Annotated in this window: 16 protein-coding genes; 13 read left to right on the top strand and 3 right to left on the bottom strand. The window is 34.7% G+C overall.

What is annotated here, in order from left to right; genetic code table 11:
* Positions 1–8: 8 nt before the first annotated feature.
* Positions 9–1,046: a hemerythrin domain-containing protein gene (locus GM3709_RS07250; RefSeq protein WP_066117860.1), complete on the bottom strand. Its 1,038-nt coding sequence runs from the start codon at positions 1,044–1,046 to the stop codon at positions 9–11.
* 943 nt (positions 1,047–1,989) lie between these two features.
* On the opposite strand from GM3709_RS07250, the gene GM3709_RS07245 reads away from it, so the two are divergent.
* The 5 genes from GM3709_RS07245 to GM3709_RS19045 all read left to right on the top strand — a co-directional run bounded on the left by GM3709_RS07245 (position 1,990) and on the right by GM3709_RS19045 (position 4,849).
* The gene (locus tag GM3709_RS07245; protein ID WP_066117858.1) at positions 1,990–2,478 is read left to right on the top strand and encodes a YsnF/AvaK domain-containing protein; all 489 of its coding nucleotides are present in this window, start codon (positions 1,990–1,992) and stop codon (positions 2,476–2,478) included.
* 572 nt (positions 2,479–3,050) lie between these two features.
* Positions 3,051–3,587 carry a Dps family protein gene (locus GM3709_RS07240; protein WP_066117856.1) on the top strand — a complete coding sequence of 179 codons (537 nt, stop codon included), beginning with the start codon at positions 3,051–3,053 and terminating at the stop codon, positions 3,585–3,587.
* Positions 3,588–3,649: 62 nt separating this feature from the next.
* Positions 3,650–3,946 (top strand): hypothetical protein, encoded by a 297-nt coding sequence (locus GM3709_RS07235; protein WP_066117854.1) that lies wholly within the window; start codon positions 3,650–3,652, stop codon positions 3,944–3,946.
* Between the two features lie 169 nt (positions 3,947–4,115).
* Positions 4,116–4,298: a YqaE/Pmp3 family membrane protein gene (locus GM3709_RS07230; RefSeq protein ID WP_066117852.1), complete on the top strand. Its 183-nt coding sequence runs from the start codon at positions 4,116–4,118 to the stop codon at positions 4,296–4,298.
* A 161-nt stretch (positions 4,299–4,459) separates the two neighbouring features.
* Complete coding sequence (locus GM3709_RS19045) at positions 4,460–4,849, top strand: phage holin family protein (protein WP_071828025.1); 390 nt, start codon at positions 4,460–4,462, stop codon at positions 4,847–4,849.
* 342 nt (positions 4,850–5,191) lie between these two features.
* Here the strand turns inward: GM3709_RS19045 and GM3709_RS07220 are convergent, their stop codons facing one another.
* A complete protein-coding gene (locus GM3709_RS07220) occupies positions 5,192–7,045 on the bottom strand; it encodes a phosphodiester glycosidase family protein (RefSeq protein ID WP_066117848.1) in 1,854 nt (617 codons plus the stop codon).
* A gap of 276 nt (positions 7,046–7,321) precedes the next feature.
* Between GM3709_RS07220 and GM3709_RS07215 the strand changes: the two genes are divergently transcribed.
* The 3 genes from GM3709_RS07215 to GM3709_RS07205 all read left to right on the top strand — a co-directional run bounded on the left by GM3709_RS07215 (position 7,322) and on the right by GM3709_RS07205 (position 11,798).
* Positions 7,322–8,590 carry a cytosine deaminase gene (locus tag GM3709_RS07215; RefSeq protein WP_066117846.1) on the top strand — a complete coding sequence of 423 codons (1,269 nt, stop codon included), beginning with the start codon at positions 7,322–7,324 and terminating at the stop codon, positions 8,588–8,590.
* A gap of 188 nt (positions 8,591–8,778) precedes the next feature.
* A complete protein-coding gene (locus GM3709_RS21770) occupies positions 8,779–10,683 on the top strand; it encodes a copper resistance system multicopper oxidase (protein WP_066117844.1) in 1,905 nt (634 codons plus the stop codon).
* 191 nt (positions 10,684–10,874) lie between these two features.
* Positions 10,875–11,798: a copper resistance protein B gene (locus GM3709_RS07205; RefSeq protein WP_066117842.1), complete on the top strand. Its 924-nt coding sequence runs from the start codon at positions 10,875–10,877 to the stop codon at positions 11,796–11,798.
* A gap of 54 nt (positions 11,799–11,852) precedes the next feature.
* On the opposite strand, the gene GM3709_RS07200 is transcribed toward GM3709_RS07205, so the two are convergent.
* Positions 11,853–12,092: a hypothetical protein gene (locus tag GM3709_RS07200; RefSeq protein WP_066117840.1), complete on the bottom strand. Its 240-nt coding sequence runs from the start codon at positions 12,090–12,092 to the stop codon at positions 11,853–11,855.
* 124 nt (positions 12,093–12,216) lie between these two features.
* Here GM3709_RS07200 and GM3709_RS07195 point away from each other — a divergent pair, with 124 nt between their 5' ends.
* The 5 genes from GM3709_RS07195 (at position 12,217) to ileS (ending at position 18,150) form a co-directional block, all read left to right on the top strand.
* Positions 12,217–12,528, top strand: a complete 312-nt coding sequence (locus tag GM3709_RS07195) for a hypothetical protein (protein ID WP_066117838.1) — start codon at positions 12,217–12,219, stop codon at positions 12,526–12,528.
* A gap of 34 nt (positions 12,529–12,562) precedes the next feature.
* A complete protein-coding gene (rppA, locus tag GM3709_RS07190) occupies positions 12,563–13,258 on the top strand; it encodes a two-component system response regulator RppA (RefSeq protein ID WP_066117836.1) in 696 nt (231 codons plus the stop codon).
* Positions 13,259–13,383: 125 nt separating this feature from the next.
* On the top strand, positions 13,384–14,727 hold the full coding sequence (gene rppB / locus GM3709_RS07185) for a two-component system sensor histidine kinase RppB (protein ID WP_066117834.1): 1,344 nt from the start codon (positions 13,384–13,386) through the stop codon (positions 14,725–14,727).
* 169 nt (positions 14,728–14,896) lie between these two features.
* Complete coding sequence (locus tag GM3709_RS20090; RefSeq protein ID WP_144439418.1) at positions 14,897–15,076, top strand: hypothetical protein; 180 nt, start codon at positions 14,897–14,899, stop codon at positions 15,074–15,076.
* Positions 15,077–15,168: 92 nt separating this feature from the next.
* Positions 15,169–18,150, top strand: coding sequence for an isoleucine--tRNA ligase (gene ileS / locus GM3709_RS07180; protein ID WP_066117833.1), 2,982 nt, complete (start codon positions 15,169–15,171; stop codon positions 18,148–18,150).
* The last annotated feature ends 33 nt before the right edge of the window (positions 18,151–18,183 follow it).

Raw genomic sequence — 18,183 nt, 5'->3', positions numbered from 1 at the left:
CAGAAAATCTAGTGAGAAGCAACTGCTAGTCGCTGATCCTGAATTTTGCTTTTGGCAGTTTTGAAGTCTGTGGCCAGTTGTTTTTGTTGTTCGTCACCTAAACTGTTTTGAATAAGAGGGAACATATCCTTTTCTTCTTCTGACACATGGGCAGTTACTGCAATCATTAAACGCTCTATGGCAGCTTTAAATGCGACTGTATCTTCACAATTCATGGCTTTAATCTGTTCAAGCAGTTGCTTCATTTGTGCTTGTTCGTCATATAGTTGCTGAACATCCTGATAATAAGGACGTACAACAGGATAGACAACTTCTTCCTCCGCTTCGGAGTGAGCAGACAAGTCTTGGTAAACCTGTCCAAAATATTCTTGTAGTTTCTGAGGATTGTTAGTTGCGTTAATCTGATCTAACAGGGTACCTACCTTAGTGTGATCTAAACGAATCAAGTCACAAATAGTTATTTCATTATCACTATGACTCATGATGCCACCTGCAATACCACTCAGGGCGGCTAGGGTATCCTGTACCCTTGACCATAGTCCACTGTCGGAAGGCTTACCCGTTAGTTCTAGAGTGCTAAGAGATTCCATCATCCCTTTAAGTTGTTCTTCATGCCCACGATTTTCAAAGTTAACCGCATTTAGAGGGGCGATCACTACGGCAATATCCGCACCAACTACTTGGCCTGCTTTGTGAACGAGAATTCCTGATATGGCTTGGGTATGCTTAAGCAGTTCATGCTTTGCCACCTTTTCAAATAAAGAAATCTCTGAATCTTGCATCATGTTCTCGATCTCTTCGATTTCTTTCTGCATCGAGGGTTTAGGTTCAGCTTTAATGCCATACTGAATGATCACGGTATCTATAATACCCAAGTTCTTTTGATCGTCTTTGAGAAAGCCCTGTAAACGGTCAGAAATTTCTCCATCTTGACAAGCCCGGATTAAAGCTTGCTCGTTAGCAATCAGCAGATTTTGAGTCGCTTTCATGTCTGCTAATTTGACTGCGATCGCTGTCCGTTTGTTATCTTCTAATGTTATCGACATTTGGGATTATTCCTTTATAGTTAAGAGATAGTGTTCTCTAGTGAAGATTCTGGCACTGTAATGTTTGATTTTTTGAGTGATTTGATTAATTTGATTTATTACGAAACAAAGTGTAACAAAATCACGGTATTTTCTTGGACGCGATTAGGACTAGATAAAAGGTTGGTGCAATGAGGGGCAAACTATATCTAAAACATTTATTATACAAGGCTTTTATAAATTACCTGAGTTAGATAGAAGAAAATAGCCTTAAACTCTTAATTTATATAAGTTTTGGGCTTATACTATTTTTTACTAATTTACAATTCTTAATATATTAACAGTTCTACCCAGATTAATAAGTTAACGGTACTTTGAAAAATTTTGGTGCAAAAATAGCTTCAAATACAGTCAGAGTAAGAGATTTAGGTAAACGTCATAAAAACGGCTGAAACTCTTGGTATAAAAGGAAAAGTTATCGTGCGCTCTGCGTGCCTTTGGCATCGATGTAAAATCTTTGATTTATAACGATTTGAGACTCATAGTTTAATATTTTTAGTTTAAGTACCGCTAATCGGACTGGAAACCCTCGCCGTTAAATCTCTAAATTAAACTCATATCTTGCACCTACTCAAAAATTGACGGTTAGGAGAAGTAATGAGTAATAAGTATAAGAATTGGCACTAACCATAAGAGAATTGATTTTTTTATCTTTGACTATTAGGTATTAATGTACTGATGCAAGATCTCAGTTAAAGAAAAACTCATATTAGAAGGAAGTTCAGCACTTATGCACTAAACTTGCTATTTTTATTGCCGTAATCCTTTTAAAGTTAAGATTTGAAACTTATTTATACAAGATATACGTTCTCATAACATATCAAACACTATGTAAACCACCCAGATGTCATTCTATCAGAAGTAACAGGACTAAATAAATCTAGTAAATTTTAAAGTAACAATAATGCAAGCTAACAAACTACCGATTAAAGAATCATTTGATGCTAACGAGGCTTTGACACGGCCCGTTTCACCAATTGACGCAGAAACAGTGAAATTGTACGAAGAACGTCTGATTATGGATAAAGACCGCACAAAAACAGGTGAGGTTGCAATTGATAAGCATATTGAATTAGAAACCGCTCGCGTTTCCATGCCAATTGAAAAAGAGCATATTGTGATTGAACGGGTTCCTATGAGTGCTGAGAAAGTTGCCACCGACAATGTTGATGCGTTTCATGACAATGAAACTGTTCGGATGGAAGTTTACGAAGAAACTCCTGATATTCACAAGGAAGCCTTCGTTCGTGAGGAGGTCACGATCCGAAAAGAAGTGACTCAAGAAACCGTTAACGCGGAAGAAACCCTACGTCGGGAAGAACTCGATATTGATACCCAGGGTCGCCCCGTTATCGATAATCGTTCTAATCAGACTAAAAAACTCCGCCGTTAGAGCTTTACGACTGGCTACAATGTATTTATTACACTACAATTAGTCATCTGAAAAAGCAAGGCTTGAGCGATGCTGGGCCATCGCTTCTGGAATCGCTCGATTCAGTCAAAAGTTCCTGCTTAGTAAAGTTAATCTCGCTAAGCTAAAACGCACCTAGTTGGCAATCCTGAATCGCTGACAGTAAGAGATTTAGAGCTAAAAAAAGGAAGATTAAATGCGTCTTAGCTTATCTATTTTGAGAATTGGAGTTTTTCAGATAGATTACAGGGGCAAGTCGCTCTTTTTAAGGGGGATTTAGGGAATGCTATAAGTTAAGTTTTGTATCGTATTAAATGAATTTAATCAAGTTACTCAGGAAATCAAACAACTGCCTGTCAGAGTAATAACAGAAGGAGATTCGTTAACTCGACTCAAGTGAGCGGTTCTCAAATTCAACTTCAATCTATTCAATTAATTCAATTAAGGATCAATCAAATTCTTTTTTGGACTATAAAAAAATGATTTTACTTAAACCATTTTAAATACATAATCGCTCAGTACTTCACTCACAATAAAATTAAAGAGATTTATTCATGGAAACAATCAATATTGGACTAACGAATAAACAGCGTCAAGGGGTAATCAATCTGCTTAACCAAAGTTTGGCAGACACCTATGTGCTACTAGTCAAAACCAAGAAATATCATTGGGATGTTGTGGGTCCACAATTTATGACTCTGCATAAGCTATGGCAGGCTCATTACGAAGCTCTCACTATCAATGTTGATGTCATTGCAGAACGCATCAGAACCTTGGGTGGGTATCCCGTAGGAACGATGGAAGGATTTCTCAAAATCTGTTCTCTAAAAGAGCATCCTGGTAATGTTCCTAACTCAACTGAGATGGTATCGCAATTGCTAGAAGATCATCAAAAAGTCGTGCGGAATTTGCGTGAACAGGTTGAGCAATGTAGCAAAGAGTTTAAGGATGACGGAACTGCTGACTTTCTTACAGGTTTGATGGAGCAACATGAACAGACAGCTTGGATGTTGCGTTCTTTTATTGAGGGAGAAGCACTTGAAGCAAATGGCTTGAAGCCTAAGCTAGACAAAAAGGCAGTAGGGGTTTAGCAAACTACTCGCTTTGAGTCTCAGAAAATGTTAAAACACGGAATTACTGAGGAAAATAACTCATGATATTAACTGTTGATCTATTGGCATTGCTCAGAATGAGAATTTCTGAATTGGATCGAAGACTAGCGTTGCACTATGGCGATCGCTACGACAAAATTAAGCATCAATTCGACGGAGCAAAAAAGTGGTATCAAACCACAAAATCTGAAGCCCAAAGCAGCAATACGATTCCACTAGAGCAAAAGCAAGAGGAGATCACAGGCCAATTTGCTAAAGTTGGAGGAAATACTGCCCGCCAAGAAGAAGTTATCAAGCAGAAATTAAAAAAACGGTTGGACACCATAACCAAGGGCTGAATAAGCTAAGACATAGTTTAAATACTTATTAGCAATATAGGCATACTTTAACTTTGCTCAGTACAAGTTTTGCCTGTAACAAGGTTGATCTTTACGATAAGTAATTTAACTGCACAATAGCTTATCTATTTCTGTCCTTATTCATTCATTAAAACTCGGATTAAAAACCATGAAATTACTATACATAGTTCTCGGCATCCTGATTCCCCCTGTCGGTGTTTTCCTAAAGTTTGGGATCGGTTCAACTCTATTTATCAATATTGCACTAACCTTACTGGGTTGGGTTCCAGGCAGTATTCATGCAGTTTGGGCGATTGTTAAACAAGATCAAGAGCTTAACAAAACTGTTTAGAAATAAGTTGTTAATCATCTAAATTGCATACAGGCCATGGCTTAAGCCCCTAATTACAGAGGTTTAAAAAAATCACTATGCAATCTAAAGGCACAACAGCTTAAAATCAGCATTTCTCAAGCAAAACTCATTTCTTTCAAGTCGTTTATTGGATTAAAAACATGAATAATATTATTGGATATTTCTTTACTACTTTAGCAACAGCGTTAGGTTTACTAATCATCGATTTACTTGTGCCAGGAGTAAACATTGCCAATTTTCCGAGTGCATTAGTCGCAGGGGTTGTCATCGGATTAGTGAATTCTATCATTCGACCAGTGCTTTCCATACTATCACTACCGATTAATTTCTTGACACTAGGGCTATTTTCCCTGGTAGTCAACGGCTTTTGTTTTTGGTTGGCATCTTTGTTAGTCCCTGGTTTTGTTGTAAACGGCTTATTAGCATTCATCTTTGGACCAGTTATCTTGTCATTTGCCAGCACTTTCCTAAATAACTATTTTGCTGAAAAGAATATTGATCAATCTCCTTCTTTAACCAGCAATAAGTAACATCCTTTGAGTTTTGTCGGCGGGAAGTCAGCAGGGGAGGTGATCACCCAGCATCGCTTCTGGAGTCGCAGTGACATACTCTCGACAATAACAGCTTAATCTCGCCCGCCTTCTATCTGTACGGCTACCTCAACTGCCGACTCTCCTTCTGCAAGGATTAATTTAAGATCCGGTGCTGGAACTAATTATAAAAATCAAGGTAATGGTTTAGTCGATGTTTTCTTCTTTATTTTTATCACAAGATTTTTGAGGAAATAAAAGCAATTATTTTATTTAAGTACCGATAGCTTCTGACTGCTAAAGGAACTCAAGAATTAATTATTCATTCCTCATTCCTAACATTTATTTTTGACGATAAAACACCCCTATTCCATTATGTATTCTTGCAGCCGTTGCGGACGATCGATCGATAATCTCACCACCGAGATACATTTGTGTTGAACTGCCACCATCTAAATTTAACGCCGATACAGCACCTATTTTTTGTAATAATTGAGCAAACTCAGCTAAACTCGCACCATTACCACCGACTCGATTATGTACGGCTACTAATAGAATTCTATCTTGATTATCTACAGCGATGGCACTTCGAGAAGCTTTTTGGGTGTTAAAGGCTTTACTAAATTTTTCCCCTTCTCCATTTAAGACAATTTGATTATTTAAAAGTAAAAGAGGGCCCGCACCTATAATATAAGGATAATTAGCAAAATTTGCGGGAATAGTACCAGTATTTAAAGTGATTTGGTCATTTATACTTAATTTATCTGCCCAACTTTTTGCACTCCTAAACACTAAAAGATAATTTCCTCGTTGAATGGAAATAGAATCTCCTCCAGCTTTGCCACCAACAATCTTATCCTTGACGATGTTATTCTCCACCATAACAATAATTTCATTATCACTGAGAGTGGTATAACTTCCCCCCCAACTATCCGTATAACGGGCAACTCCTGCTTGAATATAACCGCTATTGATGTAACTGTTAATAAAACGATCGCCCTTATTAGTGGTAATACTTTCTTCTATCATAATTCGATCGAATTGTACTTCACCTATATCATTCCATGCCATAATTCCACGATTTAAAATAGGGCTAGATAACCAATTATCACGGTTTTTAATTGCACCTAAAGGTAACTGATTATTACGGTTAAAAAACCCTGCATTAATAGCCGCCATAACTTGCAAATTTTGGGAGGTAGTCTTTAGAGGTGCCGTTCCAATTACTGTATTATTATTTGATAAAATTGGTTTTAAATCTAAGTTAAAACTTTTTAAATTAAGGGTTAAAAAAGATACTAAAAATGAACTATTATTAGTTAAGTTAACATATTGTCTACTTAAAAAAATATCATTATTCCAACTAATATCACGAGGGGTAATAGCAGATGGTTTTATATCTACTAATAAAAGACTTGGATTAGCCGAAGTAACTTTTATATTATTACCTAGGGGCAAATTAATATTTATTACAGTTTTATTATCAGGATTTGTAACAGTAAATAAACTATTTTTTGGCTTAGGTTTATCTTCTCTTATTTCGTCTCCTTCCTCCTCTTGGAGTCCAGAAGTATCTAAGGGTTTAAAAGGTTTTATTGTATCAAATAAAGCGGAACTAGCTTGAGCATGAATCGTAATAATTCCTTGATCTTTTCCTTGACTAACTTGAAAAAAACTAGGCTTATCTAACTCAATAATAATTTTTTTACCTTGATTTTGTGGTACCTCATAAACCTTATTAACCTGACTAATAGGAAGATATAACTCTAAAATATTGTTATTATTATTAATTTGAATAGAAGTTGTTTTTGTTAAATTAGTTATATCTAAATAACGAAAAGGATTAAGAAATTTAGCAGGTAAAATATTGTGATAATTAAACCATTGAATAGGTTGTTTTTCTGGGTTAGTGGTACTCATTAATTCTATACCTAAAATAGCTTCCGCACTCATATCACTAATTCCTGTGTGAATTCCATCATCTTCTTGCCACTGTATCCAAGGAAGGTTGAGATTTTTTTGATTAATTAAAACATTTTTTCCTTGACTAATAATATTTAAAGGTAATGATTGAGCGAATACTGGATTTAAAAATTTACCTGTAATTAATTGAGGAATACTACCACTAAAATTAACAATAAAAACTGAACAAAAACTCAGTAATAAAAATTTAGATTTAACAAGTTTTTTCCACATATTTTTTAAGAGTTTTTAAAAATGGTATAAACAAAATAGGGTTTATTTAAACAGTCTTTCAGTGAGGTAAGAGCTTAATATATTAACCCCCTACAGAAATCTAAGTAACAAAAACGAAATAAAGTACAAAAGTTTGGTGTTAGAGATTGCTTTGTACCTCGCAATGACTATCGACTTCTGATGACTCCAATAAAATTATGATAGTTTCATTATTTGCTTTTATTATTGTACTTACTGAAGACAAGAGATCATAAAATTTAAAACAGTAATTCTGAAATGCTGACTCCCCAAGGTTATTGGTTAAAAAATGTCCATATTCCCACTTGCTTAATTAACGAAGAAGGGTTTATTCGTCAGACAAGAGAAAATTTATCTCTATGTGATATACAAATTCACAAAGGCAAGGTAACTCAAATTATTCCTTCCCATGTTGACACCATCGGCATTGATTTACAAAAAAGTATCCTTTTACCTTGTTTTGTGGATATTCACACTCACCTTGATAAAGGACATACATTTGAACGATCGCCGAATTTACAAGGAAACTTCGAGACAGCCTTAGAAATGGTGAAACAGGATGCAATATATTGGAATGAAGAAGACTTATATCAACGGATGAATTTCGGTTTACAGTGCAGTTATAGTCATGGTACGATCGCTCTTAGAACTCATTTAGATTGTCATGATACCCAAGCCGACATTAGCTTGACGGTATGGCAACAGTTGAGGAAAGAATGGCAAGATAAGATTACTTTGCAAGGGGTGTCTTTAGTAAGTTTAGACTACTTTCTAACGGAAGCGGGGGTAAAACTGGCGGATAAAATAGCAGAAGTGGAGGGGATATTGGGGGGAGTTGCTTATATGAATTCCGACATCGATAAGCAACTAGAAAACATCTTTCAATTAGCCATAGAAAGAAACCTCGACTTAGATTTTCACTGTGACGAAAACGGTGATATGTACTCAGTTTGTTTGCAAAAAATCGCTAAAACCGCCTTAAAATTTAATTTCACCAATAACATTCTCTGCGGACATTGTTGTAGCCTTTCTGTACAACCGCAAGGAGTAGTACAGAAAACCATTAACCTAGTAAGAGAAGCAAACATTAACATTGTTAGTTTACCCATGTGTAACTTATACTTGCAGGATAGACAAGAAAATATTACTCCCACTTGGCGAGGGATAACGAGGGTAAAAGAATTAAAGGAAGCAGGAGTTAAAATTGCTTTTGCTAGTGATAATTGTCGTGATCCTTTTTTCGCTTTCGGAGATCATGATATGTTAGAAGTGTTTAACCAGTCGGTAAGAATTGCACATTTAGATACTCCCTATGGTGATTGGATTGCGTCAGTTTCTCGTATTCCTGCGGATTTAATGGGGTTATCTTCTTTCGGTAGAATTGGGGTTAATTTACCTGCGGATTTTATCATTTTCAAAGCTCGTTATTTTAGTGAATTATTATCTCGTCCTCAATGTGATCGAATTTTGATTAGGCATGGTAGGATAGTCGATCGAACCTTACCTAATTATCATAATACTAGATAAATTATGACATTCTAGTTGATAAAATTTGGAATATATAATTTAGAAAAAAGTGTGCAATTTTGATAATTTTATTCAAAAACTTGACTTTTTATTTTTTACTTTTGCTTCCCATTTCATCCTAATTTCATATTTTTTTGACACTATAAAGATTAATAAAAATTAGGTCAAAAGTGAGGTTATAGTTCATCATGAGCCAATACAGACTCAATAGACGCAATTTCCTGCGATTTTCGGGAGGGGTTGCAGGTTTTTATGTACTTCATCAAGTTTCGCCTATTTCTGCTAAGAATAATTATTTTGAGGAGGAGATAATTGATTTACAAGTAAGTGAAACAGAAGTATTAATTGGGGATCGAACCTCTCAAGGTAAACTGGTAAATAGTAGACTACCCTCTCCTACCATCAGACTGAGAGAAGGGCAAAACGTAAGGATAAACCTTACTAATAATCTTAATGAAGATACTTCTATTCATTGGCATGGTTTAATCTTACCAGCAAATATGGACGGAGTGCGGGGGGTAAGTTTTCGGGGGATAAAACCGGGGGAGACATTTACCTATCAATTTCCAGTTAACCAAAGTGGTACTTACTGGTATCATAGTCATAGCAATATGCAAGAACCGTTAGGGATGTATGGTGCTATTATTATCGATCCTCTTGAGCCTGAATCAATAAAGTATGATCGAGACTATGTTATAATTCTCTCAGATTGGAGTTTTGAGAATCCCCACGCTATTCTCGCCAATTTGAAAAAAATGCCTACTTACTATAACTATCAAAGACGTACGGTTGCTAATTTAGCAGAGGATTGGGAATGGAAACAAATGCGCATGGATGCCTCCGATATTGCTGATGTGACGGGGGCAACTTATACTTATTTACTGAATGGTAAAACCAGTAATGACAATTGGACGGGTATATTTAACAAGGGTGAAAAAGTTAGATTAAGATTTATTAACGCTTCAGCCATGACTTTTTTTGATGTCAGAATCCCTAATTTACCGATGATAGTCATACAAGCAGACGGGCAAAATGTGCAACCTGTGACGGTAGATGAATTTAGAATCGGGGTAGCAGAAACCTATGACGTGATTGTTGAGCCTAACACAGAAGATGCTTATACTATATTTGCAGAAACAATGGATCGTAGTGGTTATGTTAGGGGTACACTAGCGATAAAAGAAGGATTATCTGCTGAAATTCCTCCTCGAAGAGAGCGCCCCTTGCGTACAATGGCTGATATGGGAATGGATCATGGTTCTCATGGTAATCATAATAGTTCAAGTTCAGGCTCGATCGAGCAAAGTAGTCACAATTCTTCATTATCGAACCATAATAACCATCAACCCTCATCTTCGACAAATATAGATCATAACAATCATAATTTGTCCTCTTCAGATCATAATGCTCATAGTGGGCATAATATGTCGGCGATGGAGCAAAATAATCATAGTAGTCATGATATGTCCAATATGTCAGGTATGAATCATAGTAATCATGATATGTCCAATATGTCGGATATGGATCATAGTACTCAGGAGATGAGGGAAAATGAAACTATAGATTTTTCTTGGCAACCTAGGGGAAAAGATAATAACGGTATTGGTAATGCGGCAACACCAATGATGGTAAAAAATCGTTTAAATGAGCCAGGTATTGGTTTAGAAAATGTTTCCCATAAAGTATTAGTCTATACTGATTTAAAGAGTGTAAAACCCTTAAAAAATAGAAGAAAACCAGATCGAGAAATAACTCTATATTTAACAGGAAATATGGAGCGTTATATGTGGTCATTTAATGGCAAAAAATACTCAGAAGAAAAAGAAATAAACTTTAATTATGGAGAAAGATTAAGGCTAACTTTTATAAATGATACCATGATGGAACATCCCATACATTTACACGGAATGTGGATGGAATTAGTAAACGGCAACGGCGATTATCAACCTCGAAAACACACAATTATTGTGAAACCTGCCGAGAAATTATCCACAGAAATTGATGTTGACGCAAAGGGAAAATGGGCGTTTCATTGCCATTTAATGTATCACATGGATGTCGGAATGTTTCGTACTATTAACGTTATTTCCTAAAAAAAAGGAATTAAATAACTTAGTTAACTCAAATAGTGATTGCGAGGCATTATCAGCAATCTACTATAGCAAACTTTTGTATTTTATTTAATCTTTATTATCAAGAATAATTTAATCCTAAAAAACCTTTGTCTTTTTCTCTTTGCACCTTTGCGAGAAAATAATCAATCTTTCTTAAAAACTGACAACAAATGTTATCATTAAAACTTACTAAATTTTTAGTTCGATCGAGCCTGTTATCTTTATTAATCTTAACTTATTTTACCAATGAAACTAAAGCGGAAGAAATAGACAAGGCGATTATCAAAAAACCTGTAGCTATTGACATATTTATTGATGAAAATAACAACCAAGAAAAACAACAATTTTTTCAACAATTTGAGCATAATGACTACTTAACTCAAGAAAAAAACTTTACCTTTACCCAACATAATCATAACCAAGAAAATGATTTTGGTGAGCCTATTCATGATAATCAAATTTATCATAAAATTCTCTTTGATCAATTAGAATATCAAGTTAATGATAGTCAAAATATTTTCAATTGGGATATTCAAGGATGGGTAGGAGGGGACTATCAAAAGTTATGGGTAAAAACCGAAGGTGAAGTGAGTTTAGATGATGGAAATGGCGAGGCAGAATTGCAACTTTTATACAGTAAACAAATTTCTCCTTATTTCGATTTTCAAGCTGGTTTAAGATATGATCAAATTTATGGACATAAGGGAAATAGTAGAGGTTTTGTTGTCATCGGAGTAGAAGGATTAGCACCTTATTTTTTTGAAATTGATAGTGGTTTATTTATTAGTTATCAAGGAGATATTTCCGCAAGATTTAAAGCTGAATATGAATTATTACTATCCCAAAGATTAATTTTACAACCAAAAATCGAAACTAATTTAGCCATCCAAGAAGTAGAAGAATTTGGTATTGGTAGCGGTTTTAATAACTTGGAATTAGGTTTAAGATTACGTTACGAAATTAGTCGAGAATTTGCACCTTATATTGGTGTAAGTTGGAATAAACTTTTTGGAGATACAGTTAAATTTACTGAGAAAGAAGGGGAAAGTAGTGATGATGTGAAATTTGTTACGGGGGTGAGATTAATGTTTTAAATTACTATGATTATTTATCATAAAAGGTGGGCAATTCTCACCTACTTTTACATCTTAATGTTGATGATCCTCTTCGTGATTTTCTTCTTTATCTTCTCCTTCTTTTTTGTCATCATCTTCATCTTTTTTATCATCATTATCTTTTGTAAATTGAGTCGGATTATTTATACATTTAGACTTATCTTTTTCTCGACAATGAGAATGCCCTTCATGGCTTAAAACTGGAGAAATATTTACGGTAAAATTAAAGACAAATCCTGTTAATAATAATAGGCTAATTAGTAATTGATTCATGAGGTTGATTATTTATTTTTAAAACAATGATGATGATTATAAATATTAATTATGAAATCACCATGAAAAATTATTTCTGTCGCTGAATTTTCTTAGACTTTGTCTTAAAGAGGTTAATAAATTTATGACTTTATTCCATAATCAAAAACAATTACGCAGTTTGCATAGAAAATTAGCACCCATAATGATTTTACCAATATTAATTACTTTTTTTACGGGTGTCCTTTTTGAATTAGCCGTAACAATGGATAAAACTGATGATTTTATTTGGTTATTATCATGGCATCGAGGTAATTTTGGTTTAATTAATTTAGAAAAATTTTATCCTTTTCTCAATGCCTTTGGTTTATTGATATTGGCTATATCAGGGATTAATTTATGGTGGCAAAATAACTTTAAAACCAAAAAGAAAAATATTTCTTCTCCAGATAATTAACCATTAATTTTATAATTTATCATTAGTAAAAGTTATGCGAATCTTATTACTAGAAGATGAAAAAGATTTAGGTATTGCCATTAAACGATCGCTCTTGGGACAAAATTATGTGGTAGATTGGGTAGAATCAGGACAAGAGGGATTATATTTATTAGAAAATCCTAATATTAATTATAATGTCGGTGTTTTCGATTGGTTACTACCAGATTTATCAGGCATTGATTTATTGAAGATAATTCGAGCAAAAAATAACCATTTACCAGTGTTAATGTTAACTGCTAAAGATACAATGACAGACAAAATTACAGGTTTAGATGCGGGGGCAGATGATTATTTAATTAAACCTTTTGAAATGTTAGAATTATTTGCCAGAATTAGGGCTTTATTGAGACGAAATCAAGAAATAAAACCTCAACAATTAAAAGTAAAAAATTTAATTTTAGACTATCAAACTAATACAATAAAAATAGAGTTAAAGTTGGGCAAAATAGAGATGATTCCGTTAACGAATAAGGAGTTTAATCTCTTAGAATTTTTCATGCGTCATCCTCAACAGATTTTAACAAGAGATCAACTTTTAGATCAATTATGGGAGATTGATTCTGATATTATTAGTAATGTGGTAGCCGCTCAAATTAGGTTATTAAGAAAGAAACTTAGTCAATATGAATGTGATGATTTAATCGAGACGGTTTATGGATTAGGTTATCGTTTAAAACTGGATAATTAATAACGATTATTGAGTATAAATTCACTTATTAATTACACTGATCAAGGTTATAATCTGATGTTAAGAATTTACCATTGCCTCTCCCAACCAAGCTCAAATTATGTCCTCGCTATAGATAAAATTTAGTGAATAATAATCATCTTTTTAAGAAAACTCAATTATCTTTAACTTGTTGGTATGCTAGTATTTTTTCTGGGATTATTGCTTTGGGTACATTGGGCGTTTATGAATCGATCGTCCATGCCCATTATGTTACTATAAATAATGAATTAAAAACTGTTGCTGGTACTTTCCATGATACCCTTGAACCATTATTAATTGAACCAAATAAATTAGATAAAACCATTAAAAATATTCTACCAGATTTATGTTTAGTTAAGGAAAAATGCAAAGAAAAATATCATAAAAATAGATATATAACTAGATTAATTCAACAAGGAAAATATTATTTTAAATTTTATGATTTATCCGGTAATTTATTAGGAAATGCGGGAATAAATATTGATAAGTTATACTTTATTTATCTTGAAAATGAATTAAAAAATATTAAAGATAGTCAACAGATTAATTATCGTCAATTATCAGTATTATTACACACAAAAGATAATCAAGAATGGGGTTATTTACTAATCGGTAGGAGTTTAGAAGATTTTGATAACTATGTCAATAATATTAAATGGTTTTTATTACTAGGTTTACCATTATTAATTATTTTAGTGATACTTGCTAGTTGGTATTTAGCAAAAAAAGCGATGTTACCAGTCTATAAATCTTATCAACAAATACAGCAATTTAGTTCCGATGTCGCCCATGAATTGCGTACACCTTTAGCGGCAATTAAGGCAACCATTGATAGTGTCATATTAGCGGAAAAATTATCCATCAAAGATTATCAAGAAATATTGCTAACAATTAATCGACAAAATCAAAGAATAATTAATTTAGTCAATGATTTATTAACTTTAAGTCGTCTTGATGCCATTAATGAAAATAAACATATAATAGAAAAAACTGACATTAATTTACTTGATTTAATTCATGATTTAACAGAAGAATTAGCTTTTTTAGCTGTCGAGAATAATATCAAATTGCAACAGAATATTCAGAGTCAAGAAATTATAATTATTCGAGGAAATGAAGCCCAAATTTATCGATTATTAAGCAATTTAGTTGTTAATGCTATTCAAAATACTCCTGAACATGGATTAGTTACTATCTTGTTATCGGTTAATAAAAAAGAGGTAGTAATTAAAATTATAGATACTGGAATCGGGATTAGTGAAGAAGATAAACCTTTAATTTTTAATCGTTTTTATCGAGTCGATAAATCTCGTAATCACCATCAGGGAAATAGTGGTTTAGGGTTAGCTATTGTCAATTCGATCGTACTATTTCATAATGGTAGAATTGAGCTAAAAAGTAAGATTAATCAAGGAAGTATTTTTAGTGTTTATTTACCTAAGTCATAAAAAATATCATTTCATCTTCATTTGATATTTTTGAGTAAATATATAGCATTTTTTTAAATTATGAGGTACATTTTTTCTATTGCCTCTTGCCTTTCAACGACAATTTTGTACCTCACCAAAATGAGAATTGCTATAAATAGGAATTGCACTTATTGAGATAATCGGTAGTGTGACTCTATCGTCTCATAATTCAAGTTATGCTCATGAAACCCATGAAAATCATCGCAACAATTCCACAACCATTAGTGTATGGAATAAGGCAAGGGTTAACGATAGTAGTCATGTTGGTTTCATGATGGACTATCCTGATCGACATTTTCGGTATATTATGCGTAAAATGATAATGTAAGATTGAATGCTGTTTAATTCTATCTCAATGATAAACCCTGTTCACGATACAATCACATAAAGAGAAATTTTATATTAATTCAAGAATCGATCGTGACTGAACAGAAAAGTTATAAAGATACCGTAAATTTACCGCAAACGTCCTTTGACATGAGAGCCAATGCCATCAAAAAAGAGCCAGAATTGCAGGAATTTTGGGTAAAAGAGCAGGTTTATGAGAAATTAGGTCAAAACAATCCTAAAGATCTTTTTATCCTTCATGATGGACCTCCTTACGCCAATGGTAGCTTACATATGGGACACGCTTTAAACAAAGTTCTCAAAGATATTATCAATAAATATAAGTTATTACAAGGTCATAAAGTTCGCTATGTACCGGGTTGGGATTGCCACGGACTGCCAATCGAGCTTAAAGTATTACAAAGTTTATCCAGCAAAGAAAGAGAAGCATTAACCCCCATTACCCTCCGTCACAAAGCCCGTGATTTCGCCCTCAAAGCTCAACAAGAACAAGCTGAGGGGTTTAAACGATATGGAATATGGGGAGATTGGGAAAACCCCTATTTAACCCTCTTACCCGAATACGAAGCCGCCCAAATCGAAGTATTTGGCAAAATGGCATTAAACGGCTATATCTATAGAGGGTTAAAACCCGTGCATTGGAGTCCAAGTTCACAAACCGCCTTAGCCGAAGCTGAGTTAGAATATCCTGAAGGGCATACCTCTCGCAGTATCTACACTAGTTTTAAGGTAACGAAGTTAGGCGAAAAGGCTCAATCTTTGGCAGAATTTATGCCTAATCTCGAAGTAGCAATTTGGACGACAACCCCTTGGACAATCCCCGGTAATCTTGCCGTTGCTGTCAATGGTAATTTAGACTATGCAGTGGTAGAAGTAATCTTTCCCAATCTTCCAGCACAAGGAGGCTCTGAATGTGTTATTCCTGCCGATTTTGAGGGAAAGTTTGAAATTCCCCCTTCAGAGAAAGAAACTTATTGCCCTCCAAGATTTCTCATCGTTGCCAAAGACTTAGTCGAAAGTTTAAACAATACCCTCAATTTTTTGTTAGTCCTCAAAACCGTTATCAAAGGTGCTGATTTAGAATTATCCATCTATAAGCATCCCCTCTTTGACAGAGAAAGCCCTATTGTCATCGGTGGTGATTATATCACTACGGAATCTGGTACAGGTTTAGTACATACTGCACCTGGTCATGGTTTAGAAGATTATATCACAGGACAAAAATATAACTTGCCTATTCTCTCTCCAGTGGATGATAAAGGGAATTTTACGGAAGAAGCGGGAGAATTTCAAGGGTTAAATGTGTTAAAAGACGCAAATCAGGCGATTATTGAGGCTTTAACTGCAAAAGGTAGTTTATGGAAGGAAGAAGCCTACGCCCATAAATATCCCTACGATTGGCGTACTAAAAAACCGACTATTTTCCGTGCTACAGAGCAATGGTTCGCCTCTGTCGATGGTTTCCGTGACTTAGCATTAAAGGCAATTAAAGAGGTTAAGTGGATTCCAGCACAGGGAGAAAATCGTATTACTCCTATGGTGGGAGACAGAAGTGACTGGTGTATTTCTCGTCAACGCAGTTGGGGTTTACCTATTCCGGTGTTTTACGATGAGGAAACAAACGAACCTTTATTGAATGAGGAGACGATTAACCACGTTAGAGATATTATCAGGGAAAAAGGCTCTGATGCTTGGTGGGAGTTGTCGGTAGAGGAATTGTTACCCGAAAGTTATCGTAACAACGGCAAAACTTACCGCAAGGGTATGGATACTATGGATGTCTGGTTCGATTCTGGTTCATCTTGGGCGGCAGTTGCCAATCAAAGAGAGGAGTTGAAATATCCAGTTGACTTGTATTTGGAAGGCTCAGATCAACACCGGGGATGGTTTCAGTCTAGTCTTTTAACCAGTGTAGCAGTAAACGGCATCGCTCCTTATAAAACTGTGTTAACTCATGGTTTCGTTTTGGATGAAAAGGGTACGAAGATGAGTAAATCATTAGGTAACGTCGTCGATCCCAATCTTATCATCAATGGTGGCAAAAATCAGAAACAACAACCACCATACGGAGCAGATGTACTGCGTTTATGGGTGTCTTCTACAGACTATTCTGGGGATGTGCGCATCGGAGATAATATCATCAAACAACTTGCGGACGTTTATCGTAAAATTCGTAATACCGCTCGATTTTTATTAGGTAATTTGCACGATTTTAACCCGGCAAAAGATGCTGTTAGTTATGAAAATTTACCCGAATTAGATAAGTATATTCTCCACGAAACTCATTTAGTTTTTAGCGAAATTACCGAAGCCTTTGAGAATTATCAATTCTTTAAATTTTTCCAAAAAGTACAAAATTTCTGTGTAGTTGATTTATCTAATTTTTACCTCGATATTGCGAAGGATAGACTCTATATTTCTGATCCTAATTCTCCCCGTCGTCGCAGTTGTCAAACTGTTATGGCAATCATTCTCGAAAATCTAGCAAAGGCGATCGCACCAGTATTATGTCACATGGCAGAGGATATTTGGCAGAATCTCCCCTATAAAAACCCTTATAATTCGGTGTTTGAGGCTGGTTGGGTTAAATTAGAACCCCAGTGGGTAAAAAACCCTGATTTACTATCAAAATGGGGACAATTACGCAATATTCGTACGGGAGTTAATAAAGTTTTAGATGACGCTCGTAATCAAAAGCTCATCGGTTCATCTTTAGAAGCAAAAGTATTAATTTATGATGTGGAAGTTAAGCTAACGGAAACTATTACTAATCTTAATCCTAGTATTGCTTTGAATGATGGTAACAGAGTTGATGAATTGCGTTATCTTCTCCTTGTGTCGCAAGTGGAGTTAGTTAGTGAGGAATCAGCGTTGAATGATGGTCAATATCAAGGAGAAATTCAGCTTAATGATACTACTTTGAAGGTAGCAGTTTTAAACGCTGAAGGTCATAAGTGCGATCGATGCTGGAATTATTCTACCACAGTGGGTACTTTTAGCAATGAACCTTTGATCTGCGACAGGTGTAAGGAAGCCTTGACGGGTAATTTCTAAACAAATGGGGTGGGATTTTCTCACCCAGTTAAC

This window comes from Geminocystis sp. NIES-3709, from assembly GCF_001548115.1.
Classification (GTDB): domain Bacteria; phylum Cyanobacteriota; class Cyanobacteriia; order Cyanobacteriales; family Cyanobacteriaceae; genus Geminocystis.
Note: the sequence above shows the minus strand (reverse complement) of the source record. Positions and strands in the feature narration are given on the sequence as shown.

Bases quoted from the DNA above. Each gene is read 5' to 3' on its own strand.
- GM3709_RS07235 (WP_066117854.1), top strand. From the start codon at position 3,650: ATGATATTAACTGTTGATCTATTGGCATTGCTCAGAATGAGAATTTCT.
- rppA (WP_066117836.1), top strand. From the start codon at position 12,563: ATGCGAATCTTATTACTAGAAGATGAAAAAGATTTAGGTATTGCCATT.
- GM3709_RS07220 (WP_066117848.1), bottom strand. From the start codon at position 7,045: ATGTGGAAAAAACTTGTTAAATCTAAATTTTTATTACTGAGTTTTTGT.
- GM3709_RS19045 (WP_071828025.1), top strand. From the start codon at position 4,460: ATGAATAATATTATTGGATATTTCTTTACTACTTTAGCAACAGCGTTA.
- GM3709_RS07195 (WP_066117838.1), top strand. From the start codon at position 12,217: ATGACTTTATTCCATAATCAAAAACAATTACGCAGTTTGCATAGAAAA.
- GM3709_RS07250 (WP_066117860.1), bottom strand. From the start codon at position 1,046: ATGTCGATAACATTAGAAGATAACAAACGGACAGCGATCGCAGTCAAA.
- GM3709_RS07245 (WP_066117858.1), top strand. From the start codon at position 1,990: ATGCAAGCTAACAAACTACCGATTAAAGAATCATTTGATGCTAACGAG.
- GM3709_RS07230 (WP_066117852.1), top strand. From the start codon at position 4,116: ATGAAATTACTATACATAGTTCTCGGCATCCTGATTCCCCCTGTCGGT.
- GM3709_RS07240 (WP_066117856.1), top strand. From the start codon at position 3,051: ATGGAAACAATCAATATTGGACTAACGAATAAACAGCGTCAAGGGGTA.
- GM3709_RS07215 (WP_066117846.1), top strand. From the start codon at position 7,322: ATGCTGACTCCCCAAGGTTATTGGTTAAAAAATGTCCATATTCCCACT.
- GM3709_RS21770 (WP_066117844.1), top strand. From the start codon at position 8,779: ATGAGCCAATACAGACTCAATAGACGCAATTTCCTGCGATTTTCGGGA.
- GM3709_RS07205 (WP_066117842.1), top strand. From the start codon at position 10,875: ATGTTATCATTAAAACTTACTAAATTTTTAGTTCGATCGAGCCTGTTA.
- GM3709_RS07200 (WP_066117840.1), bottom strand. From the start codon at position 12,092: ATGAATCAATTACTAATTAGCCTATTATTATTAACAGGATTTGTCTTT.